This is a genomic window from Pseudoalteromonas sp. TAE79, assembly GCF_000498015.1.
Lineage (GTDB): Bacteria > Pseudomonadota > Gammaproteobacteria > Enterobacterales > Alteromonadaceae > Pseudoalteromonas.
On the sequence record NZ_AUTL01000221.1, the window covers coordinates 63,746 to 88,911 of the forward strand.

At 37.1% G+C, this 25,166-nt stretch carries 19 protein-coding genes and 1 pseudogene; 12 read left to right on the forward strand and 8 right to left on the reverse strand.

Annotated elements, in window-relative coordinates; translation table 11 throughout:
- Positions 1-39 precede the first annotated feature (39 nt).
- Complete coding sequence (locus tag L655_RS0117010; protein ID WP_024605676.1) at positions 40-4,539, reverse strand: EAL domain-containing protein; 4,500 nt, start codon at positions 4,537-4,539, stop codon at positions 40-42.
- Positions 4,540-4,705: 166 nt separating this feature from the next.
- On the opposite strand from L655_RS0117010, the gene L655_RS0117015 reads away from it, so the two are divergent.
- The 3 genes from L655_RS0117015 to L655_RS0117025 all read left to right on the forward strand — a co-directional run bounded on the left by L655_RS0117015 (position 4,706) and on the right by L655_RS0117025 (position 7,373).
- Entirely contained in the window at positions 4,706-5,257 is a 552-nt protein-coding gene (locus L655_RS0117015; RefSeq protein ID WP_024605677.1) for a hydrolase, read from the forward strand.
- A gap of 141 nt (positions 5,258-5,398) precedes the next feature.
- Positions 5,399-6,865 (forward strand): methyl-accepting chemotaxis protein, encoded by a 1,467-nt coding sequence (locus L655_RS0117020; RefSeq protein WP_024605678.1) that lies wholly within the window; start codon positions 5,399-5,401, stop codon positions 6,863-6,865.
- Positions 6,849-7,373, forward strand: a complete 525-nt coding sequence (locus tag L655_RS0117025) for a DUF6436 domain-containing protein (RefSeq protein ID WP_024605679.1) — start codon at positions 6,849-6,851, stop codon at positions 7,371-7,373. Before L655_RS0117020 ends, L655_RS0117025 begins: the two co-directional genes overlap by 17 nt.
- Before the next feature lie 61 nt (positions 7,374-7,434).
- Here L655_RS0117025 and L655_RS0117030 read toward each other — a convergent pair whose 3' ends face one another.
- Positions 7,435-7,992 (reverse strand): TMEM165/GDT1 family protein, encoded by a 558-nt coding sequence (locus tag L655_RS0117030; protein WP_024605680.1) that lies wholly within the window; start codon positions 7,990-7,992, stop codon positions 7,435-7,437.
- 315 nt (positions 7,993-8,307) lie between these two features.
- Between L655_RS0117030 and L655_RS0117035 the strand changes: the two genes are divergently transcribed.
- Complete coding sequence (locus tag L655_RS0117035) at positions 8,308-8,502, forward strand: (2Fe-2S)-binding protein (RefSeq protein WP_002960627.1); 195 nt, start codon at positions 8,308-8,310, stop codon at positions 8,500-8,502.
- Between the two features lie 65 nt (positions 8,503-8,567).
- Here L655_RS0117035 and bfr (L655_RS0117040) read toward each other — a convergent pair whose 3' ends face one another.
- The 5 genes and pseudogenes from bfr (L655_RS0117040) to L655_RS0117060 all read right to left on the reverse strand — a co-directional run bounded on the left by bfr (L655_RS0117040) (position 8,568) and on the right by L655_RS0117060 (position 13,996).
- A complete protein-coding gene (gene bfr, locus L655_RS0117040) occupies positions 8,568-9,032 on the reverse strand; it encodes a bacterioferritin (RefSeq protein ID WP_002958984.1) in 465 nt (154 codons plus the stop codon).
- Between the two features lie 12 nt (positions 9,033-9,044).
- Complete coding sequence (gene bfr, locus L655_RS0117045; RefSeq protein ID WP_002958985.1) at positions 9,045-9,515, reverse strand: bacterioferritin; 471 nt, start codon at positions 9,513-9,515, stop codon at positions 9,045-9,047.
- A 274-nt stretch (positions 9,516-9,789) separates the two neighbouring features.
- A pseudogene (locus L655_RS01000000125800) lies at positions 9,790-11,920 on the reverse strand (TonB-dependent receptor).
- A 72-nt stretch (positions 11,921-11,992) separates the two neighbouring features.
- Positions 11,993-13,063, reverse strand: coding sequence for a PepSY-associated TM helix domain-containing protein (locus L655_RS0117055; RefSeq protein WP_024605681.1), 1,071 nt, complete (start codon positions 13,061-13,063; stop codon positions 11,993-11,995).
- Between the two features lie 57 nt (positions 13,064-13,120).
- On the reverse strand, positions 13,121-13,996 hold the full coding sequence (locus tag L655_RS0117060) for a cation diffusion facilitator family transporter (protein ID WP_024600553.1): 876 nt from the start codon (positions 13,994-13,996) through the stop codon (positions 13,121-13,123).
- 257 nt (positions 13,997-14,253) lie between these two features.
- Between L655_RS0117060 and L655_RS0117065 the strand changes: the two genes are divergently transcribed.
- The 8 genes from L655_RS0117065 to L655_RS0117100 all read left to right on the forward strand — a co-directional run bounded on the left by L655_RS0117065 (position 14,254) and on the right by L655_RS0117100 (position 24,174).
- A complete protein-coding gene (locus tag L655_RS0117065) occupies positions 14,254-19,017 on the forward strand; it encodes a PAS domain-containing protein (protein ID WP_024605682.1) in 4,764 nt (1,587 codons plus the stop codon).
- A 12-nt stretch (positions 19,018-19,029) separates the two neighbouring features.
- Positions 19,030-19,512 carry a GNAT family N-acetyltransferase gene (locus L655_RS0117070; protein WP_024593105.1) on the forward strand — a complete coding sequence of 161 codons (483 nt, stop codon included), beginning with the start codon at positions 19,030-19,032 and terminating at the stop codon, positions 19,510-19,512.
- Between the two features lie 79 nt (positions 19,513-19,591).
- Complete coding sequence (locus L655_RS0117075; RefSeq protein ID WP_024605683.1) at positions 19,592-20,098, forward strand: hypothetical protein; 507 nt, start codon at positions 19,592-19,594, stop codon at positions 20,096-20,098.
- A 22-nt stretch (positions 20,099-20,120) separates the two neighbouring features.
- A complete protein-coding gene (locus L655_RS0117080) occupies positions 20,121-20,732 on the forward strand; it encodes a superoxide dismutase (RefSeq protein ID WP_024605684.1) in 612 nt (203 codons plus the stop codon).
- Positions 20,733-20,810: 78 nt separating this feature from the next.
- Positions 20,811-22,163, forward strand: coding sequence for an AlkA N-terminal domain-containing protein (locus L655_RS0117085; protein ID WP_024605685.1), 1,353 nt, complete (start codon positions 20,811-20,813; stop codon positions 22,161-22,163).
- Positions 22,163-22,633 carry a methylated-DNA--[protein]-cysteine S-methyltransferase gene (locus tag L655_RS0117090; protein ID WP_024605686.1) on the forward strand — a complete coding sequence of 157 codons (471 nt, stop codon included), beginning with the start codon at positions 22,163-22,165 and terminating at the stop codon, positions 22,631-22,633. Before L655_RS0117085 ends, L655_RS0117090 begins: the two co-directional genes overlap by 1 nt.
- A gap of 72 nt (positions 22,634-22,705) precedes the next feature.
- Positions 22,706-23,395, forward strand: a complete 690-nt coding sequence (locus L655_RS01000000125805) for an amino acid ABC transporter substrate-binding protein (RefSeq protein WP_240917420.1) — start codon at positions 22,706-22,708, stop codon at positions 23,393-23,395.
- A 185-nt stretch (positions 23,396-23,580) separates the two neighbouring features.
- Entirely contained in the window at positions 23,581-24,174 is a 594-nt protein-coding gene (locus tag L655_RS0117100; RefSeq protein WP_007582344.1) for a thymidine kinase, read from the forward strand.
- Here the strand turns inward: L655_RS0117100 and ltaE are convergent.
- The gene (gene ltaE, locus L655_RS0117105) at positions 24,148-25,152 is read right to left on the reverse strand and encodes a low-specificity L-threonine aldolase (RefSeq protein ID WP_024605687.1); all 1,005 of its coding nucleotides are present in this window, start codon (positions 25,150-25,152) and stop codon (positions 24,148-24,150) included. The genes L655_RS0117100 and ltaE overlap by 27 nt on opposite strands.
- Positions 25,153-25,166: the final 14 nt, after the last annotated feature.

Consider the following 25,166-nt stretch of genomic DNA (forward strand, 5'->3'; position numbering starts at 1 on the left):
ACGCTTTTAATGTTTTAAATCAAATCAAATCAAATCAAATCAAATCAAATCAATGATATTGCTAAAACAATCGCTTTTACGTAAGTCTTTAGCATCCATTGGCCTTGCAAAGTAATAACCCTGCAATACATTGCATCCAATTCCAGCTAAAAAGATCATCTGTTCGCGCGTTTCTACTCCTTCTGCAATACAGTAAAGATCTAGGTTTTCGGCCAATGAAAGAATGGTCTTAATAATCGACTCATCACCTTTATCTATACCAATACTGTTTACAAAGCTTTGATCTATCTTAATAACATTAATAGGAAATTGGCTCAAATAGGTGAGTGATGAGTAACCAGTACCAAAATCGTCAAGCAGTAATTTAAACCCAGCAGCTTTTAGGTTTTGCAGCTGTTTGGCTGCTTTAAGCTTATCTTCTAATAAAATACTCTCTGTTATTTCAAGTCTTAATTGTCTTGGATGAACTTGAGAGTCCGCTAATATAGACATTAGCCGCTGTGTTATGTTTGTTTTTAAAATGTGTTTAGGCGATAAGTTTAAAGATATATAAAACAATGGGTTTGCGCTGAGTATAGGTGCAATTTCAATAAGAGCTCGTTGCAATGCTTGCTCAGTAAGGAGTTCTATTAAACCAGTTTCTTCTGCTACCGGTATAAAAAGTGCTGGCGATACCAACTGTCCTTGATTTTTCCAGCGCATGAGTAATTCCACGCCATTTATTGTTTTTTCTTCTATGTCGATAATGGGCTGATAGTGATTAAAAAATCGGTTGTCTTTTACTGCATCTTTTAAATCATTTTCGAGCAGTAACTTTTGTTTTATCAGCTCATTCATTTCATCGCTAAAAAACTTAAAGTCGTTTCTCCCGCCTTGTTTAGCGTGCATCATCGCAACATCGGCATTACGGATAAGTATATCGGTGGTTACAGCATCGAACGGGTATAAAGCGACGCCAATACTGGCTGAAATATTAATAGAGAAGTCTTCAATAATTACTTTATTAGCTAATTCATTACTAATTTTTCTTACTGTATCGCGAAGAGACTGAAGCGATTTTATATTTTGAATCAGCACTAAAAATTCATCACCACTTTGGCGGCCAAGTTTAGCATTTTCGCCAAGCATACCGTTTACTCTTTGGGTAATATTACACAGTAGCTTATCGCCTACTGCGTGGCCAAAAGAGTCATTAACAGGTTTAAATTTATCTAAATCAATAAATAATAATGCGCATTGTGTATTACTTTCATTGGCATGTTTAATCGCTTCTTCAATATTTTGATACATTAAACTACGATTAGGTAGATGCGTTAGAGGGTCAAAATTAGCCAAATAGCGAAGTTCGTTTTCTGCACGTTTTTGCTCGGTTAAATCTGTAATAACAACAACATAATAGCTTGCGGTATCTTTAGTTACAGCTGTGGCACTTATATGAATAGGATGCTTGTTATTCTTTGCTGTTTTTATGTAAGCATCACTTTGCCAGTTTTCAGTCGGTTTTAATTTTTTTAAAATACGAGCAAATTCTTTACATTTATTTTTACCAATCGCTTTTATGAACAATTTAGGACTAATTTTAGTGGCTGCCTGTTCATTTGAAAACGTTTCAATAAAGCTGTTATTCGCAGAAAATGGCATTAAATGCTTATCGAGTATAAGTAACCAGTCGTTTATTTGGCTAAACGCTTCACCTAAAATTTTTGCTTGTTGCTCATTAGCACGTTGCTCAGTTATGTTGGTATATATGCCAGAAACATATAAAGGCTCATTTGTTTGAGGGTTATAAATAACTTGCCCTGTATCTTGATACCACAGCCAGTGGCCTTTTTTGTGTTGTAAACGATAGGTTGCTTGCCAATTTTGCTGTTTTTTATATTTGAAATAGTTTTCCCATTGGCTTTCAAAACGACGACGATCATCTGGATGTATAAGTACTAAAAATTGGCCTATGTGCACGCGTTCAGGTAAGTCTGAGTAACCTAGCTCACTTCCTCTAAGTGTGTTTACAGAATTATCTTTAAAATTATAATCCCAAACACCGCTTTTATTATTTTTAAGCGCGAGTTCTGTTTGTTTTTGTGAATGAATAGTGGCTCTATGGGCTCGTTCAATTGCAACTTGGCGGCTGCGGTATTGCCAAAAAATGAAAAACAATACGGCAAGTATTAAAATTACATAGGCGGCAATAGAAAAGGGCGATTTCCAAGGAGCGTAGGCTACGTTGATGTTGAGTGTGGCTGGTTCGCTTGTAACAACACCATCACGATTATGTGCTGATATTGTTAGTGAGTAGCTACCTGGTTGAAGCTTTGTGAAAAACACTTGATTAGATTGTAAGTCTTCATATGTAAGGGATGTTGGCCCTGAAAGAATTACCTTATAATACGCTTTGTCTATATTGGGGTAAGAAAAGCTAGAAAAACTAACCGTAAGACCCATATCCTCATAGTCAAGCTCAAGCGGTTGGCTAAGGTATTTCTGCGGATAATAATTTAGTTCTTTGGTAAAGAGATTTATATCAGTAATAGCTAAGTTATTTTTTTTAAATAACTCTTTCTCATCAAAATCTAAGGGATCAAACAGTAGAGCTCCCGCATTGCTACCAAAAATTAATTTGCCATCATTTAATGTTGTTGCTGCGATTTGTGTGAATTGGTTTATGTTCAACCCGTCTTTTACTGAATAACTCACCACATTGAGTGTATCTAGGTTTATTTGATATAAACCATTGTCGGTACTTGCCCATAAAAAACCATTTTCATCAGGAAGTAACGAATAGATAGAGTCAGTATTAAATGAATTTTTTAATCCTATGTAGTGTTTTCTCTCATAAGTAACTTGGTCAACACCAAGCAAGCCTTCGTGGGTGGTTGCCAACCATAAGATATTTCGTTTTGAGTCTAAGTAAAAATTTTCTACAGTGTAAAAAATATCTTCTTTAGGATTAAATGACTGAAATATAGTCGTTAAAGTTTTCGTTTTTTCGTTGTACCTAAAAAAACTTTTTGATGTGCCAAGTACAAACTCTTCAGGATGTGTGTCGAGGGGTTTATAAAAAGCATAAGAAAATAAAGGGTCAACTTGCTCTTTGAGTCCTTTAATAATTCTTGTTTTTCCGGTTGTTTCATTAAAAATATAAAAATTATCATCAGACATAAATGCATATGTGTCTGCAGATAATTGGGCAAAGCCAAATAAATTGGATTGGTTAATTACGTTATTGTCTGTGTCTTTATTTTCAATAACTTTACCACTTTGCTTATCAAAAAGTTCAAATCCGTTATAAGTAACAAGCCAAAGAAATTGATTATCACCAATTGAAGACGCAAAAATATCATAAACGGCAGATGCCCCGTATATTGCTTTTGAGTCGGTTGAGCTTAGATATACATCACTTTTATTTGTTGCTTTGTCGTACCGTGCAATTCCATCTTCTGTTCCTAACCATATAATATTATTTTTGTCTTGGTAGGTGGCATGAATAGTATTGTTACCGGGTAAAGTAATGTGTTTAAACCGTCGGGTTTTAATTGGCCATGTAAACACGCCCTGGGTTCTAGATGCGAGCCAAAGTACGCCGGACTTATCAACCATTAGATCGTTTATTGAGTTTTCATTAATATTAAACTTACTTTTTTCATAATTTAATACGAATTCTAGTTCTTTGGTTTCGCGGTGATAACTGAACAATCCACTTTGGGTTGCTACAAACTCCCCGTAAACAGTATTGGCATAATCCCATATATTATAATCAGGGATTAAAGTTGTAATATTTGCTGCAGATATATTTTTGTTATTATCGAATGCTAATTGATACATGCCTTCAACAGTACCAACAAGTAATCCTAATTCATTATCAACACTTAAGAATTTGACGTTTACATTATCTATCGTATTTTTTTCAGGGGGATGAAGAGGTATTTTTACAAGTTCTGAATTATCTATATTTGCAGTGTATAAACCATCATTTGTACCAATATATAAAGTGTTTTTATATATTGTTAATGACCGAATGTAGTCACCTTTATTTGGCAGGATTAGCTTAAATGTGAAGCGTTTACTCGTCTCATCAAATGTATATATTTGGGCATCTATGGCGAAGTAAAAAGTACCTTGTTGCTGAGTCATTGCAGAGATCGGAGAGAATATTTTTTGTTCTTTATCTATTTGACCAGAATAGATTTTTTCGGTTTTTAAAGTGAGGGGATCTATTATATAAGCACCAGAAAGGTCTGTTGAGACAATGATTTTTCCGTCTTCGGCTTTAAATAACGCATAAATATAGTGTTTATCTAGGCCAAAGCCGCCACTAAAAGTTTTTACATTATATCCATCAAAACGGTTTAAACCCTGTTGGGTTGCTATCCAAATATAACCAATATCATCCTCTTGAGTCTGCAAAACGTAACTTTGTGATAGGCCTTCGTCAGTAGAAATTCGTTGTAATTGTTGAGCATAGTTTTGTGATGCAAAAGTGCTTTGGATGCATAGTAAAAAAACAATAGTGATATGAAAAAAAAGTTTGCTCAAACGCACTTATAAACACTCTCAGTGGAGGATAGGATGATACTTAGCTAGATAGTAAATATAGCATAAGTTTTTATTTTTTAATTACAAATGATATACGTAAAGTTAAAAGCTCTATTTTCAAATAGTGAGCTACTCTATACAGATAATAGTAAATGCTTAGAAGGAGAGTATAGTGGTTTTCTCTAATGTTGATGCAAAAAATAGCGTGTTATTAATAATAGACTTACAAGAGTTGCTTGCTCCTGCAATTAAAGACTTTCCGAATATTTTAAAAAGTACATTGCAGTTAGCGCAGGCGGGTATTATTCACAGTGTCCCAGTCTTAATAACCGAGCAATATGTCAAGGGGTTGGGCAAAACTAATCAGCAAATTAAAAGCATGTTACCTAATGCCGTGTATTTTCATAAGACGTACTTTAGTGCGTGTGCAGAGCCAGGCTTTATTGATAAGTTAAAAAGTTATGGTAAACAGCAAGTTGTTGTTGTGGGAACTGAAGCACATGTGTGTGTTTTACAAACATGCTTAGATTTAATTAAAAATGGTTTTGAAATTATTGTTGCACACGATGGAATTGGTTCTAGAAATCCAGAACATAAAAACCTGGCAGTTGAGCAATTACGCCAAGCAGGTGCGGTAATTTCATGCGCTGAAATAGTTCTTTTTCAATGGACAAAAAAAGCAGCAACGCCTACGTTTAAAAAAATACTGCCTATAATTAAGTAGACGGAATGTAATGTAAATTGAATATGTTTATGGTTGTGCAGATAGTTTATTACTGTGCTCAGTGAACTGAAACTTGTTTATGTACGTATATTGCAGACTGCTTTTATAAACAATAATGCAAACAACAATTTTAAGGTTCTTATGTCTAGTATTGGCCGGTTATTTACGATTATTTTCAGTCTTTTGTTTGTCGAGTCTATCGCTATTGGTTTGTACTTCGACACGTTAGCGCAGGCTTTTATGATAGGTTTGCCATTGTGTTTATTACCTATATGGCTTTTAAAGACACAGGGGGATAGTCCTGTAACGCCGCATGTGGTGGCTGCGGCCATAATGATGTTTTCATTTTTGCACATACAACAAACTTTTGGGTTGATTGAAGTACATTTTGAAATATTTATTTTAATGCCCATGTTAATTGTTTTTGTACAGTGGCGAGTGTTTATTACCGCGATTATTTTTGTAGCTGTTCACCATTTATCTTTTTATTATCTACAAACTCAAAATACGGGTTTCTACGTATTTGACCCCGATAGGCTTGCTTTTACTACAGTACTTATACATGCAGGATATGCAATAGTTGAAGTGTTAGTTGCAGGTTATATAGCTAAAACATTACAACGCGAACGTCGTGCGGGTTTATCTTTAAGTTATGCGACAGAGCAAATAATGAAAGATCCTGAGAATATTAAACTTTCCCTACGTGCTGATGATACTAAAAGCGATGCTGTGGTTGGATTTAATACATTGCTAGACTATATATCTGATGTTATTAAGCAGGTACAAACTCAATCAGAATCATTGCAAAAAAACTCACAAGAGCTTATTGATGTACACGATCAGTTAGCGAGTGGTGCGGTTCAACGCACACAACAAACCGATGATATTGCTAATTCTGGCGCTCAAGTTGCCAATGGCTTTAAACTTGTAGAAGAAGAAAGTGAGGTGCTTAAGCGCCAAGTTGACCATATTACACAATCTGCAGGTGATGCATTAAAAGAAGTGCTTCAAACAGATGCTAAAAGTAGAGAGTTGTTAACACTGCTTAACCATACCGAAGAAAAGATAAATCACTTAGTGGCAGCGGGCGATGTTATTTCAGGGCTTCTTAATGAAATATCAGGTATTGCTGAGCAAACAAACCTACTTGCTTTAAATGCCGCTATTGAAGCTGCCCGCGCAGGCGAACACGGTCGAGGTTTTGCTGTTGTTGCTGATGAGGTAAGATCTTTGGCTAACCACAGTAAAGCAACAACAGATAAAATTAGTCTTACATTAAAAGATCTTGTTAATAATAGTAAAACGTCAACGCAATCAATGAGTCAGTGTGTGAGTTTTGTAGTTGATTTAACAAGTATTAGTGCTGCAATGAAAGAGAATATTTCAGCAATGAGCGAGCAAATAGCCGCAGTATCTTCAAGCTCTGACTCAGTTGCACAAGTGGTAGCGGAGCAGGCAGGTAATACCGAGTTAATAGCAAGCAGTACTGATACTATGCGCCAAAATCAGTACCAAGATACGCAAATAGTGCAGCAGTTAACCGCTAAGGTGCAGTTAATCGATGTAAGTATTGATGTATTAGAGCAAAGCATTGCCAAGTTTAAATAAATCTAACTCTTTTGTATTTTCGCTTATAACTATATGGCTTGTTTGTGTTGTTGCAGGGTTAGTGTATTTTCAGTTAGAGCAACTTAAACCGTTTGATAGCTCAAAAGTTTTATTGCAAAAGCACTGGTTTAATAACTTTAAAAAGCAATTGGACTGGGTTGACACTAATGAAGCGTCGTTAGTGCTTATAACTGAAAAAAATTGCGGGTGCACCATACAAGCCAAGCCGCATATTTCATCGTTAAGCTCCTTTGCTGCCAATAAAGCTATGAAGGTTGTACAAGTTGAATTAACACCAAAGCTTAAACTTGTTATTCCGGCAACGCCTGCCGCCGTTATTATTAATAAAAACGGTGATTTTGTTTATGCCGGTCCTCTCTCCGAAGGGTTAGCGTGTGCCCAGGGAAGTGGCTTTGTTGAAACTGCGGTCACTAATTTAGCTGCAGGTTTTAACTCAAACCTCTTAATTACACAAACCAAGGGATGTTATTGTGTAAATAATACGTAAATAACGTGCAGAAAAAATTAAAGCTCGCACTTAAATTAATAGGTTCGAGCTTTAACATTGATTAAATTGTAACTAAGCCATAAATACCTAATGACACAAACACACAAGCAGCAATAGCACGTACGGTGTTTAGAGATATTCTTTTTAGTAATGCATTACCAGCATATATAACAGGCACGTTAGCAATTAGCATACCTAACGTGGTTCCTACCGTTACCCAAAACACAGACTGATATTGTGCGCCTAGCAACACTGTCGCTATTTGTGTTTTATCACCAATTTCTGCAATAAAAAATAATACAAAAGCAACTAAAAAAGCCCCGTAGCTATCGTATTTACTACTTACATCTTCGTCTTTGTCTGGAACTAATAGCCAAAGGCCAACAACAATAAAGCTGATGTTTACAAGCCAAGGTAAATATTCAGAAGAAAAACTATTACTTAACCACTGCCCAAACCACGCTGATAGGCCATGATTGAGTAAAGTTGCGGCTAAAATACCAAGAATAAGTGCGCTTTTATTACGAAAACGGGCAGCTAACAGGAGTGATAAAAGCTGGGTTTTATCGCCAATTTCGGCAAGTGTAACAGTGACGGTTGAGGTTAAAAAAACTTCCATTATTGATTCTTACAGGCGGGNCCCGCCATGAGGATAGTGTCTACCTAGGTCTCGCCGATAACGCTTGCTACAACATTACAAACTTACCATGCACATGAGGTGCAATTATGTTGATAAGTTTACTCATTACTGAGCGGGCTACTCCCCTAAGAGGCGGCCATTATTCCATAACTTTATTCTTAGGTAAATATAGTTAAGAGAACAAATACCATATTCTAATAAATAATTTATATTTATTAGTGAGGAAGCTATTGATAACAATTGTCGTTTAGATTAGTATGCATCTATTGAATGTAATTAACACGGTTTGTATTGATGTATATTTGTCTTTGTCACGGTGTGACTGATAAAAAAATTGAGCAAACAATTGACGATGGTGCAACGACCATGCGTGAATTAACCAAAGAGCTTAAAGTAGGCAGCCAATGCGGTAAGTGTTGTGGTTGTACTAAAAAGATCCTTAATCGCAGGCTTATTCAAATTGCGGATGTAACGGATCAAGTTGCTTAATTACATATAAAATTTAGATATAAAAAAAGCAGCTTTTTAGCTGCTTTTTTTATGCTTGTTACTATTTACAGTTGAGACTGTAAGTAGTTTTTGATACCCGTATTTTTAATAAGTAATTGTTGGGTTTCTAACCAATCAATTTGCTCTTCTTGTTCATTTAAAATGTGATCAAGGGCTTCACGGGTAATGTAATCTTTTTTACTTTCAGCCAGTTTAACTGCGCTACGTAACTCATCAATAGTATCGAGTTCAAAACTCATGTTAGCAGCAATCATTTCTTCGCTGTTTTCACCAATACGTAATCGGCCTAGGTCTTGAAGATTTGGTAAGCCTTCTAAAAACAAAATACGTTCAATTAAACGATCAGCGTTTTTCATTTTTTGAATTGATACTTTGTAGTCTGCTTTATCAAGCTGTGTAAAGCCAAAATCTTTAAACATACGTGCATGTAAAAAGTATTGGTTAATACCAACAAGCTCATTAGCGAGTACTTTATTAAGCGCTGCAATAACGTCTTTATCGCCTTTCATAATATGCTCCTACTAAGCCATTTGTGCTTGATGATAATTTTCAGAACCAATTTTATCAATTAGACCAAGTTGTTGCTCTAACCAGTAAACATGATCTTCTTCGGTATCAAATAACAGCTTTTCTAAAATGCTACGAGATTGATAATCTTGTTGTTCTTCACATATTGCGATGACGTCTTTAACACACGCAACTACTTCAAGCTCTAGTGTTAAATCGTTTTGCATCATGCTTTTTACATCGTTACCGATAAGTAAATCACGGCGCTTAGTCATATTTGGTACACCTTCTAAAAACAAGATGCGCTTAATAAGCCAGTCTGCGTGATCTTTTTCTTCTTCCATTTCGTGGTTAAGGCGCTCGTATAGTTTGTTTAAACCCCAGTCGTCATACATGCGCGAGTGTATAAAATACTGATCGATTGCTGCTAATTCGTTAGCTAACAATGTATTAAACGCATCGATTACTTTTTGATTACCTTTCATGATAAATCGCCTCAACTATTTCAATTGTATGCAGTGTAGTACATATAGCCTATATTGCAAGTTTTCTCTATAAAAATCATTGCTTTACTATTGGTTTTGATTCTTATTTAAGTTTGCGTTACTGCTTGGTTTGTGGACAGTTTTTTATTTGTATTAGTATCTGAGAATGATTACTAGAGGTATTTATAAACAATAAGTTGAGAGACTGCATTTCATATTATTTTTTAAATAAATAGGCATGCTGATGATGCCTATTTATTGAGTATATTACTAATTAAAACTGGTATTTAGCACCTAGGGTAGCCGTTGTGCCTAATCCTTTGATGTTATAGCCGCCGTAAGTGTAAGATTGTGCGCGGGCAGGGTAGTAATCGCTATTGAACAGGTTTTCGATACCAAAATAGCCACTCCAGCTGGCGTTAACATTGTACTGGCCACTTAAGTTAAATGTGTTGTAGCTACTAACAGGGCCCTGATCGCCAGAGTATTGGCCTTGCGCATTTTTATCAAAACGCTTTCTGTTGCCTACATATAAAAAGCTCATTGCAAGAGATAGCTCGTCATTTGTTTGCCACGTTACATTCGCTGTTGCTTTAGGTGGGCTAATTTGGCTTGCCCCTAAATAGTCATCGGCCTCGGTATTTTTACCTTCAACATAGCTGTACGTTGCGCTTAATTTAAGATCTTGGGTAATAGTGTAATTAACTAACCCTTCGTAACCCCATATTTCTTGTGGCGCACGCACAGGTTCGTAAACTCCTGTTACTTCATTATACTCATTACTTGTACCAAGCTCTGAGGTACTTCTGTAAAGAGCAAATTCAAAACGTACGTTTTCAAACTGTGAGGTAAAACCAACTTCGTAATTGTCGATTATTGAGGCTTGTGTTTGAATAAGTGCAATGTCGTCAACGGTTGCAGCACGAAGTAAGCGACCAATATCAGAAATATCAGAGCCCTGTGAGTAGCTAAAAAACGGGCTAAAGGCATCTGTTAAGTTATATTTAATACCGGCGTTATAAGTTGTTGCATCGTAATTAATGGTGTCGCCACGCACATTTAATGGTACTGAACATTGCGATGCGGTTTTGCAAAGTTTTAGCGTTTGGTAGTCACTTACGCTCAAATCAATGCTTTCTTTTCTTACACCCGCTTTTACAATAATGTCGTCGTTTATTACCCATTTGGTTTGTAAAAAGCCAGCCACACTTTCCATGTCCATTTCTGGCACCCACACACGGCCATCTACTAAAGGTTGCGATGTTTTATCGTTTAAGGCATCAATACCGTAGATTAGGGTGGCTGTTACGTTTTCAAAATCAAACTGACTATTAAATGTAGCTCTGGCACCTTGCTTGTCTGATTTAATAACCGATTGACCACCGCTATAACCTTCATCAAGGTTGGCTAAAGCGGTTGAGAAAAAGAATACGTTTTCTATATTTTGTTTATACAGATCGAGGGTCATTTGTGTGTTTTCAAACAGCGCGTAATCAACATATTTTAGGGTTATATTTTCGTTGCCTTCTGGGCCTTGCGGCTTACCTTGTTTTTGAAGCTCTAAGGGGACGTGTATAGCGTATGTTTTCTCCCCTATATTGCCATCGCCAGTAACATCGCCTAAATCAGTTTTTTGCTGTGAGCTGTAAAAGTTATAGCTAAACTGCAGTTGCTTTTCGTCGTCAAAATCATAAGTTAGTTTGGTAAAATAGTTTTGAGTTTCAGAGTCTGATAAACCATATTGCAAGCCTAAAATATCGCCCTCTGCATCGCGTTGTACGCCGTTTTCTTCATAGCTTGCCGTTAGCAGGTAGCTTAGTTGGTCGAGCTTACCGTTTACTGCGGCTGATACTCTACCNACTTTCTGCTAATTTAACAGCGCTAAAGCGGCTTGAAATACTTATTTCACCTTCCGGTTTACCATCACTGCGAGCCTGTTTTGTTATGTAGTTAATAATGCCACCTGAGGCACCATTACCATAAATAGACGTTGCGCCTTTTATGACTTCAATGCGCGCTATGGCACTTGCATCAAGCGTTTTTACGCCTAAAGAACCATTACGAAGAGGTGTTGATTGCGGTACACCATCAATCATTATTAATGGCGCACGGCCGCGTAGTGTTTGTCCTGAATTACTTGAACTGCCAGTATCTGGGGCAAGGCCAGGAACCATTTGCGCGAGTAAACTTCCCAGTTCTGAGCTTACTTTTAAATGCTGTTGTATTTGTTGCTGATTAATAACGGTAATCGAGGCAGGTACTTCGTCAATGTTCTCTGATATGCGGCTGCCAGATACAATGACATGCTCTAACTGATCAGAAGTGTATTCATTTTTATTATTTTCATTTGCTAACGTGTTAGTACTTATTGCAATAGCAATAAGGCAAAGCGAAGTTTTTAACATGGGGTGTCTTAGTTGATAACAATTTACGTAATGGTAATTATTATCAACTAACGACACAAGTGTTAATGAGATTTATTTCCATTTATGGCGTTTTAACCAAAAATATACACCGCTTACAATAAAAAATGCGAGTGAAAGGGCTATTAATAACCATAAAAACTGCACTATAGGACCTGCAAAATCACCAATGTGAAATTTATACTTAAAGTTCCATGCTTGTGTTGTGAAGTTGGTTTTACTGGCGTCAAATGAGTTTAATACTTTACCAGTAAATGGGTTAGTCCAAACCCAGCTGTAAGCATGGCTTTCGCCAGGGTTTTGCATTCTCAGTGCAATTGCTTCGTCATCTTTTTTAGGCAAGTAAATTCTATATGTTTTGCCATCAGGGAATACGCTCTCGGCATTTTTTATTGCTTCGTTATAATTTAAAACAGCTTGAGAAAGGGGGATTATTTTTGGCGCTTTAGGTCTTTGCTCTACTTTGTTAAACGTTACAAATTCTAATACAGATTGAGTTTGTGTTTTCCAGTTAAATGCCATACCAGTAAATGCAATCAGTATAAGCGGTATAAAAAAGTAAACACCAAGCACTGTATGAAATTGATACATGAGCACTCTAAATTTGGCTTTTGGTTTTATAGCTAAACGTTTAACTCTGTTTTTTGGTTTTACCCATAAGTAAAAGCCCAGTAATACATTTATTAAAAGTAGCAATGCACATACCGACATCCAATTTCGAAAGGTTTTTTCACCCTTACTATTTTCAAACAACAGCCAGCGATGTAAGCCTTGGGCAAACCCATAAATAGTATCGGTTGATTCATAGACGTTTAGTACACTCCCTGAATAGGGATTAACACTAGCGTAGTGTTTATTAGCTAACCTAAACTGCCATGCGGCGTCCGGTGCTTGCTCTGGCATAAAAAAAGTAATTTTTTGCTTAGTTTGAGTTTGTACATTTTGTATAAGCTCATCGTAATGCATAAAAGTAGCTTGTGGTGCTACTTGCCATTTTGCGGGTTCTATTAAGTGCTGAATGTCTTTTGCATAAATCATAACAGCACCGGTTAAGCTCACTATTAATAAAAATAGTCCGCTAATAAGGGCAAGGCCTAAATGAATTCTACGTAACCAAATTTTCAAAAACGGTATCTCATTATGAGTTAATGCTAATATTGTAAATGATAATACGAGCTGTTTTCAATTAAATAGTTGTGTATTTGGTTGGATTTCTATTATGCAATTTTCGATATTATAATTATCGTGTAAGAATATTTTTATGGCTTGCAAATTAATCGCTTGCTGAGTGCTAATAATAAGCTCGCAGTAGCTTTCTTTATCGTCTAATTGCCAAAGCTTAATACTGGTTACCGATTCGATATTAAATTTACTACTAATAGCATCCGATATTGCGTGTGTGTCGATATTGTCAGGCGCTGCTTGCATTAAAACTTTGCAGCTTTGTTTTAAAAGTAAAATGCCATGATAAATTACATACATAGAAATAAGTACAGTGGCGATTAAATCAACAATATACCATTGATATAAAATAATTAAGGTGCCAGCAATGATTACCACAATAGATGCCATTGCATCTGATACGTTATGAATGAAGGCTGCTTTTATATTTATACTGTGATTTGCACCAGCTCGATAGGTTAAATACGCTGTTGCTAAATCAATCACTAACGCTATTGCGGCCACCCACACAACTATCCAACCATTAATTGGTTGAGGGTTTAAATAACTCGAAATTGATTCAAAAATTAAATACACACCAATTATTATTAGTGTACTGCTATTAAAAAGAGTGGCGAGTATTTCAGCGCGTTTATAGCCAAAGTGATGAGTGTCATCAGCTGGTTTATTACCGATTTTTCGTGCAATCAAGGCTATAAATATAGCGGCGGCATCACTTAAGTTGTGAAGTGCATCTGCTATAAGTGACAAACTGCCCGAAAATAACCCACCAATAACTTGGGCTATGGTTAGTAATACATTAATAAAAACTGCAACGGTGAGCTGCTTATTACTTTGGTTTTCGTCTACATGACTATGTGAATGATCGTGCGCCATTGCCATAATCCCTTCAAATACATTGACTGAATATTGATTATATCATGGGTGGTTTAAAACAGCTACAGAAGTTGTCGCGTACATGAACGTAATTTTAAGTTAATGATAAAGGCGTATTTTCTTAAATGCGTAAATTTAAGTTTGTCGCGCTAAATGTCGAGTTTTTAAGGAGTTTACGGCTCAAAACTTGCGTCTTTATATATTTAGTGCATTAATGTAAGTAATATTAAATGATTAAAAGCTGCTGGGTATTAAGCATGGACAAAGGTTTAAACTTTGGTGAATTAACAGGTAAAGGACAATCTGTTCGAAGTAAGTTAATTATAACCTTTATAATTATAGCTTTAGTGCCACTTTGTATACTTACGTGGTTTAGTCTTGAACACGTAAATCGCACCCTTAAACAAAATGCAGACACCGAACTTAACGAGCTTAATAATATAGGCAAGCAATTTGCTGATATTTGGTTTGCAGACCATGTTAAAGATTTATATTTGCTTAGGTCACAACTTGATATTAGCTCTGCTAAAAAACAAAAATTAATAAATCAATTTGTTGAGCAGTATGACTTCGTTAATCATGTAGAGCTTATAGATATAAACCTTGTTAACTCACGACCTTTATCACCTTTTTTTGATGTTATTAAAGAGCAGCGCTTTGACGACATACGCACAGGTATTAAAAATACAGGCAAGATTCAGTTTCGGTCAATGACTGCCTCAGGGCGCGACTATCATATTATTGGCTTGCCAGTATTAAATGATGAAAATAAGTTACAAACAATATTGATCGCAGATATAAATTTAAACGGCTTATTAAATAATTTAAGTAAAATACACGCTGCTAATAAAGACATAACATTTTATGTTATGTACAAAAATAAAATTCAAAAAAGTAATAATTCAGACGATACCCAACCACTATTTTTCTCTCAAAACGGATCACCAACACAACGTGTTTTTACTTATAGTGATAAGAATGAAGTCACTTTATATGGGTATATTAATTCATTAGAGTTTTTAAATGAATCTGGCTGGCAGCTACTCGTATCAAAACCAAAAGAAGTCGCACTACAAGGCGCCAATTATTATAAGCAGCTTGCTGTATTGACTAATACGGGGGCGTTATTGCTTATATTAACGCTGTCTTGGTGGTTTGGTCGCCGGCTTTCTCAGCCTTTAATTAACTTAGCTAAAATTGTTGAAAATATTACAAAAGGCGATTTGGTTAAAGTTCCAATAATAAACGACAGTATAGAGTTTAATCAGCTTTCATTAGGTCTTCGTAAGTTAGTGGACGTAAAAGCAGAGCAACAAAGTATATTACAAAAACAACGCTCTGCACTTCAAATTGCATTAAAACAGTTAGCCGAGCAAAAAAGTGCATTAGATGAACACGCTATTGTTGCTGTAACTGATTTGCATGGCACCATCACTTTTGTAAATAAGAAATTTTGTGAGATTAGTGGCTACGATGAACACGAATTAATAGGTCAAAACCATCGCCTTTTAAATTCAGGAAAACACGAAAAAGAATTTTTTAAAAATATGTATAAAACCCTTAAACATGGCGACATATGGAACGGGCAAATATGTAACAAAGCTAAAAATGGTGATTTTTATTGGGTAGATACGACCATCGTGCCATTTTTAGATGAAAACGGTAAACCACAAAACTATATTGCTATTCGTACTGACATTTCAGCACTTAAATTACAAGAGCTAGAGCTTGAACAGCACAAAACACAGTTACAACTAGTGATTGACTCAACAGCCGTGGGTATTTGGGATTGGTATATCGATTCTAAAAAAGTGACATTTAATAATCGCTGGGCCGAGATTATAGGTTACAAACTCAGCGAGCTTGAACCATGCACTATAGATACTTGGTATACATTTGCTCACCCTGATGATTTAGCTATATCGGAGAGAAAACTTAAAGCGTATTTTGCCGGCGAGACTGACTATTATGTTAGCGAAGCCCGCATGAAGCATAAAAATGGAGATTGGATTTGGGTTCTCGATACTGCAAAAATAGTTGAGTGGAATACCGATGGCTCTCCAAAACGTATGATAGGTACGCATTTAGACATATCTGATCAAAAATCTACACAGCATGAATTGCAAGGAAGTCGAGATAGGTTTGCATCTTTAGTATCAAATATACCGGGCATTATTTATCGATGTAAATTTGATGACAAATTAAGCATGCTTTATATGAGCGACCAAGCGAGTGAAATAACAGGCTATTCGCCTGATGAGTTGATACATAGCGAAGCCATTAACTTTTTTGATTTAATATGCAAAGACGATTCTACAAAAATAAAAGCTGAAATATTAAGCTGTGTCGGCGCCAAGCAGCCATGGTCTGTTGAGTATAGAATTACAGCCCGCGATGGTTCCTTGCATTGGGTAAACGAAAAAGGCCAAGCGATTTACGCAGATGATGGCAACATATTGTATTTAGATGGGTTTATTTTAGATATTACGGATCGTTATAACACTCAATTAGAAATAAATCGTCAGCAAAATTTACTCGAATCAATGAGTAAGCAAGGTCAGATTGGCGCATGGGAAATTGACTTAGAGGCGCATACGCTTTATTGGTCTGATGAAGTTAAAGTTATTCATGAGGTACCAGAGGGTTATGAGCCTAGCATAGATACCGCAATTGATTTTTATAAACCAGGAATACACCGAGACACTATAAGTACCTTGTTTGAATGCGCTGTGACTTTAGGTGAAAGTTGGAGTGTTGAGCTTATTATTTTAACTTATTCGGGGCAGGAGCGTTGGGTTAAATCAATGGGCCAAGCAGAGCTTAGAGATGGAAAATGCGTACGTGTTTTTGGCTCGTTTCAAAGTATTGATGCGCATAAGCGACTTGAACTCGAAAGCGAAAAAACAAACAGGTATAACAAAAATTTAGCCGCACTTACTGTTGCCCCTGAAGTACAAAACAGTAATGTAGAACAAGTTAAAAAGTTAGCAGTTAAATCTATGTGTGAAGTGCTAGATATTACTCGCGCTTCGGTATGGATTTTTAACGATAAAAGAGATGTGATGACATGTCATGGTTTATACATTAAAGGGCAAGGTTTTGTAGATACAAATGCTGTTTTAACTGCTAAAGACTACCCTGAATATTATAACGCCATTTATAAGCAAAACTTAGTAGCTATTGATGATGTTTATACGCACCCAGCAACTGCTGATTTTATAGAAGCGTATGCAAAACCACTAAATATTAAATCGATGCTTGATGCAGTGATAGCAACTGGCGATGGTAATTTAGGTATTTTGTGTGCTGAAACGGTAGGCGAGCACCACAATTGGACGCAAAGCGAAGAAACGTATCTTCGATCATTAGCTACTTTAGTGGGAAGCTCTTTAGTTTCTCAGCAGCGTAAAGTAATCAGTGAGGAGTTAAAAGTAGCGCTTGTTAAAGCTGAAGATGCAGCGCTTGCTAAGAGTCAATTCTTAGCAACTATGAGCCACGAAATAAGAACGCCAATGAATGGTGTGCTCGGTATGCTAGAGCTTGTTCAATTAGAATCATTACCTAAGTCAATAGAGACAAAAGTAGACATTGCCAAAACAAGCGCACATTCTTTATTAGCCGTAATTAACGATATTTTAGATTTTTCTAAAGCCGAGGCTGGTAAAATCGAACTTGAAGAAATTAACTTTAATGGACGAGATTTAATTGGCGAAGTTGCCGCCGCGCAAGCATTTACTGCTCAAGACAAAGGCATTGAAATAATTTTAGATTTGTTAGCCTTGGAGCCTTCGCAATTATGTGGTGACCCCGGGCGAATTCGCCAAGTGCTTACTAATTTACTGAGTAACGCCGTTAAGTTTACGGCTAAAGGCGAGGTTGTGGTAAGTGCGAAAATTAATAAAATGGTTCAAGGTTTAGAATTTGTTGTAAGTGTAAAAGACTCAGGCATAGGAATAAGTGAAGACAAACAACAGCAATTATTTACTCCGTTTTCTCAAGTAGATGCATCAACAACGCGTGAGTACGGGGGCAGTGGCTTAGGGCTTGCCATCTGTAAGCAGCTTTGCGAGTTAATGGGAGGAGCTATTTCTGTCACTAGCGAAGCAGGTAAAGGAAGCACTTTTACTGCCTCTATAATGCTAACATCGGGAGATCAAAAAGAGCGTTATATTCCTAATATTAATATGAAAGAATTAACAGTTTTAGTTGTTGATGATAACGAAACAAATCGAATTGTAATTTCACAGCAGCTTGAACATTGGGGCGCTAAAGTTGCGCTTGCATGTGACGCACGCGAAGCTCTTGATATGTGCGCGCAGCAGTATAAAAGTAACAATTGCATGTATGACATTGCAGTGCTTGATATGCAAATGCCAGGAATGGATGGTATAGAGCTGTGTAAAGCACTAAAAGCACATGAACATTATAAATCAATGCCACTTGTAATGATGACCAGTATTGCTGGTATGGAAGGTGCGCAGCGCTATTCTAATGCAGGCTTTCAGGCATATTTCCCCAAACCTGTAACCACCGCTGATTTAATTTCTGCACTGTCAGTCATAACAAGTAATGATTCAGATGAGACACTCCCACTTGTTACTTCAGGCTATATTTCCTCTCTTAAAAAAGAAAAGGTGCAGGAACCTACCCAAATATTACTTGTAGAAGATAATCCAATTAATCGGCAAGTGGCTACATTAATGCTCAAAAAGCTTAATTGTGACGTTACAATTGCCGGGAATGGTCAACTGGCAATTGATATATTAAAAGCTCACGATTCAGGGTTCTTTAAGTTAGTACTTATGGATTGCCAAATGCCTGTTATGGATGGTTTTGCTTCAACCGCGGCTATTCGCAAAGGATTAGCGGGTGAACAGCACAAAAATATTAGAATTATTGCTATCACCGCTAATGCAATGGACTCCGATAAAGAGCGTTGTATTACAGCTGGAATGGATGATTATTTGAGTAAACCTATTCAATTAGATATTTTAAAAGATAAATTAGAGCAGTATATTTAAGGTAAAAATACAATGAGCCAACCCGTTATAATACGTGATGCAAAACCAAGTGACGCAAAAACAATTTTGCACTTTATTACCGAACTTGCCATATACGAAAAAGAACCGGATGCGGTAAAAACCGATGAACAGGCTATTTTAGATACTCTGTTTAGTGAAGGTGCTACTGCGCACAGCATAATTTGTTTAGAAGGTGATGAGCCAATTGGTTTTGCGGTCTATTTTTATAATTACTCTACATGGTTAGGTAAAAATGGCCTATACCTTGAAGATTTATACGTAAGCCCAGATAGCCGTGGCAATGGTGCAGGCAAAGCCATTATGAAGCACTTAGCTAATAAGGCGATTAGTAATAACTGTGGTCGTTTTGAATGGGTAGTGCTTGATTGGAATAAACCCGCTATCGATTTTTACAATAGCATTGGTGCAAAGCCGCAAAACGAATGGATTATATATCGCTTAACAGGGCAGGAATTACTAGACTTCGCTAAATAGTTAATGAAAATCATTTGCATTTAGTTTTGTGGGTGTGTAAGTTAACTACACGCCCATAAATAAACGTGCAGATGATTATATGATCTCAGGTCAAAAACAATCCCACTCAGATTTACTTTGTCTTGATCAAGCATTAAGCCCTTGGCAGTCGAATATAATGCAAGGTAATTATGCATTTGAACAAGGTGCACTTCTCGAAGCCCGCGATAAATACTTATTAGCTAAAACACTTGCAGATCATCTTCTTCAGCAGTTTTTATATGCTCAGATTAATAACAATGCCATTTATGCTATTGAGCATTGTATACCCGCACTTGTTGTTGCGTCGCATAATTTAGCTGATACCTATATAGCTATGCAGCAGCCAGAAAATGCATGCAAATGGCTATGCGAAGTACACTTAACACTCTGTTCGCTAATTAAGCATACTCATTACGATATACAAAAAGTGAGTAAGCATCATTACACTAAAACGTCCTCTGAACTTGTATTATTTGCAAGACGCTATCATTTTTTACCTGAGCTAATAGAGCAAGTGAATTTTTGCTTATGCTCAGAGAGCACTACAAACAATCAACTGCACTAATTTAAAAGAAAAAGGAGTATTTATGGCTTTTACTTTGCCTGCACTTAACTATGAGTACGATGCGCTTGAGCCTCATATTGATGGTAAAACAATGCATATTCACCACACATTGCATCATCAAACGTATATCAATAAAGCCAATGCTGCTTTAGCAGATACTGTTTATGCAACCGCAAATGCTGAAAAATTACTTAAGGGAATAAACAGTCTGCCTAGTAATTTACAAAAAGCAGTACAAGAGCATGTAGGAGGGCATTTTAATCACAGCTTATTTTGGCAAGTAATGAGCCCTCAAGGAGGAGGTGAACCTGAAGGTAGTGTAGCTCAGGCAATAAATGAACAGTTTGGCAGTTTTGATAAGTTTAAAGAGGAATTTACTGCTGTTGCAATTAGTCAATTTGGCAGTGGTTGGGCGTGGCTATGTGTGACCCCAGATAAAAAGTTGATTGTAGAAAATAGTGCTAATCAAGATTGCCCTTTAATGCAGGGAAATACCCCTATTTTGGGACTTGATGTATGGGAGCATGCCTACTATTTGAAGTATCAAAATAAGCGTCCTGACTATATTGCTGCTTTTTATAATGTAATTAATTGGACTGAAGTTGAAAAACGCTACCTAGCCGCAGTAAGTTGAGTGCCGAATATGGCTANCTAGTAATACAGTTTATTTTCTATAAGCTAGGCTCTATTAGATTAATTTATAGAGCCGTTTATGGACACTTCACATTGGCAAAAAGCACGTCAGAGTCGCGATCCTCGTTTTGACGGGCTTTTTTACGTAGCGGTAAAAAGTACCGGTATTTATTGCAGACCAATTTGCCCTGCACCAACGGCTCACGAAAAAAACGTTGCTTATTATCAGTTTGCCCATAACGCGGCGCAAGATGGTTTTAGGCCCTGTATTCGTTGCAGGCCCGATAGTGCCCCAGGCAGCGCAGCATGGCAGGGTACAAAAACGACGGCACTTAGAGCAAAACAGTTAATAGATCAAAATGACGAGCACGACTGCGAAAAATTAGCAGCTCGTTTAGGCGTAAGTAGTCGTTATTTAAGGCAGTTGTTTAAGCAGTATTTTGGCGTGTCGATTACGCAATATCGATTATTTAACCAATGCCACTTTGCTAAAAAACTGATTCAAGAAACACATTTACCCCTTACCGAAATAGCATTTGCCGCTGGCTTTAAAAGTATTAGGCGTTTTAATGATGCTTTTTTACAGCAGTTAAATATAGCTCCCTCAAAGCTGCGCAGTGGCGATAAAAAACCAACGTCAACACTCATTTTAACCCTGCCATTTAGGCCGCCTTATAATTGGCCTGCTTTGCAGAGCTTTTTACAAAGGCGCTTGATAAAACCAATGGAGTGGATAACACAAACGAGCTACGGACGTACTTTTGCAAGTGAGGAATATAAAGGAAGCTTTACCGCTGAATTTATAGCGAGTAAAAATCACTTTAGTGTATCTATCAATATAGACAATACGGTGTACTTACAACCTGTTATAAATAATATACGCCGTGTGCTTGATTTAGATGTTGATATTAATTTAATTGAAACGCATTTAAGCGCCAATATAAACAATGCGTTTACAGTGTGTGAAGGGCTCAGACTTCTAGGGATTTGGTCAAGTTTTGAAGCCGGTATAAGGGCGGTACTCGGACAACAAGTGAGTGTTACTGCGGCGCATAATTTAGTAACAAAGTTAGTTGACGAATTAGGCGAAAAAGAGGGCGATGCCGTTTATTTTCCTACGGCTAAAATTGTTGCTAATAGTGATTTTGCATTTTTTAAAATGCCACAAGCACGCAAAAATGCGCTACACAACTTAGCCCAGTTTTGTGCACTAAATCCTGAAAATGACGATTTAGACGAATGGCTTAATTTAAAGGGAATTGGTCCTTGGACGGTAAATTATGCAAAGTTGCGAGGGCAAAGCCAGCCCGATATATTACTTGATGGCGACTTAGGTGTTAAAAAAGCTCAAGCGGCGGCAAACCCTTTCGTACCTGCTAACAGCGCTCCTTTTCGCTCTTACTTAACTTTTCAACTTTGGCAGCAATTATAATGATCATTCAAACATCCATTTCGAGCCCTATAGACGACATAATTATTCAAGCGACAGATAAAGGAGTGAGTTACGTTGGGTTTTATCCTCCAGTTGAGCACCTTCATACGCCATTTGAGCAAGTCGCTAACAAGGCGGTGCTTATTTGTGCTGCGCAGTTAAATGAGTACTTTGCAAAAAAACGTACTACTTTTGATGTACCACTTGATACAAATGGTACGGTATTTCAACAAAGCGTATGGCAAGCACTATTAACGGTACCTTTTGGAAAGTCGCAAACATACGGCTATATTGCAAACCAACTCAATAATCCAAAAGCAGTGAGGGCAGTAGGTGCTGCGAATGGTAAAAATCCGATTAGTATTATAGTGCCTTGCCACCGAATTATTGGCGCAAATGCAAAGTTAACGGGCTATGCTGGTGGGCTTGATAGGAAACTTTGGTTGCTGAAACACGAAGGATTAATGTAAATTAATTGATAAAATATAGCCAGTCTGCTTAACTCAACCTATAATTTAAATAATCAACTAATAAAAATTATTATGCGTATTAATAGCTTAGTGTACTTTTTTATTGCCAGTTTAATGTTTACCGCTACTGCGTTTAGCAAGCCGCAAAGTCTCGTGTTTTGTTACGAAGACAAAAATATAGCTCCTATGTTTTTAGGTGATGGCCAAAATATACCAACAGATAAACCTGGTGCATCAATCGAAATACTTCAAAAACTTGATTTAGCATTGCCCAATGTAGCAATATCATTTGTTAGAAAGCCATGGCGTAGATGCTTAAACGATTTAGAATTTAATCGAGTTAATGCTGTTATTGCAAGTTACCGCAAAGGGCGAGAAAACGTTGCTGTTTACCCTGTTGATGAGCAAGGTAAGTTACAAGATGACTACGCAGTAAGTGAATTTGGCAGCTGCCTTATAGGGCGTTATAAATTTCATAAGGAATGGGAGACTCGCGAAGTATTTCAAAATAAAGCATTTACGATAGCTATTCCTAATGGCTATGGACTAAATAGCGCGTTGAAAGAAGAACCATTTTTTATTCATAATACGTTCTCTAAAAGCAAAGCTTTTGAGTTGCTAGATAAGGGCGTGGTGCAGGCAAGTGTCGATCTATGCCAAGTAGATGGCTTAAAAGTGTCGAGTTACCCTTATAAAAGTAAAAATGTTAAACCTATCTACCCACCGTACGAAACCAGCCATGGTTACCTTATTTTTTCCTAAATTCTACGAAGAAAATAGCACTCTAAGCTTGCAAATGTGGCAATGGTTATCAAAATTTGAAAGTGCACCTGTGTATATTAAATACTTACAACCACCTAAATAACCTCATTAAATTCGCGTTTGTAAATTGGTATTAATTTAATATTAAGGTAGCATAAGCGCACTTTTTATAAAATGGCACCGCAATGGCTCAATTATACTTTTACTACTCTGCAATGAACGCAGGTAAATCAACCACGTTATTACAATCTGCATTTAACTATAAAGAACGTGGCATGGAACCTGTCATCCTTACTGCGGCCATTGATGATAGACAAGGCGTGGGTAAAGTATCGTCTCGTATTGGCTTGCAAGCTGATGCGCATGTATTTGATGCTAGCAAAGATGTTTTTGATCTTATTCAATCACTCAACAATGATAAAAAACGCCATTGTGTATTAGTTGACGAGTGTCAATTTTTATCAAAAGAACAAGTAATGCAATTAACCGATGTGGTTGATGAACTTGGTATACCGGTATTGTGTTATGGCCTGCGTAATGACTTTAGAGGCGAGCTATTTATAGGGTCGCAATACTTACTTGCGTGGGCTGATAAGTTAGTTGAGCTTAAAACTGTATGCCACTGCGGGCGTAAAGCTAACCATGTACTTCGTACCGATGAAAATGGTGAAGCAATTGCCGATGGTAACCAAGTAGAAATTGGCGGCAATGACCGATATGTTTCGGTATGCCGCAAACATTATAAAGCCGCGTTAAATATGGGCCGACAAAGCATTTAAAAATGTATCAATATCTTCGCGCGTAATATCTAAATGCGTTACTAGCCTAAGCTGCTTGCTTGGGCTAAATAATATACCTTGTTGTTTAAGTGCCTCAGCAACCTCTTCAATGTTTATACTGTTAGTGTATGTTGCGTAAACCATATTAGTGGTGTTACTCATATCGACAGTAAAGCCACTGATTTCACTTAATTGTTGAGCCAAATAACGTGCATTTGCATGATCGTCTTTTAAGCGCTCTACATTGTGCTCAAGTGCAAACTGCCCAGCGGCTGCAAGCATTCCGGCTTGACGCAAACCGCCACCAAGTACTTTTCTCCATCGTCTTGCTTTATTAATAAGTGCTGGTGAGCCTAATAATAAAGAGCCTACGGGCGCTCCCAAGCCTTTAGATAAACAAATAGAAACTGAATCAAAGTGTTTTGTAATTTCAGTGATATCAACATTTAGCTCAACTGCGGCATTAAATGCACGTGCGCCGTCTAAGTGCAGCGCTAAATTATGTGTGTTAACAAAGTCACGAGCTTGGGCTAAGTACTCAAGAGGCAGCACCTTTCCGCCAATGGTATTTTCTAAACTAAGCAATCGCGTTTTTGCAAAATGGCAATCGTCTGGTTTTATAGCCGCCGATATTTTACTAAAAGGTATACTGCCATCAGCATCGTTTTCGATAGGCTGTGGTTGCACAGACCCTAAAACAGCTGCACCGCCGCCCTCAAACTTATAGTTATGCGCATTTTGGCCACAAATGTATTCGTCACCTCGCTCACAATGCGCCATTATTGCAAGTAAGTTGGCTTGTGTACCTGAGCTACAATAAAGTGCGGCTTCAAAGTTAAAACGCTTACACGCATAAGCTTCTAGTTGGTTAACGCTTTCATCATCACCATATACATCATCACCAACCGGTGCGCTGCACATAATATCGCGCATTTCTTTTGTTGGTTTTGTAACTGTATCAGAGCGAAAATCTATCATGATTGCCTTATCCT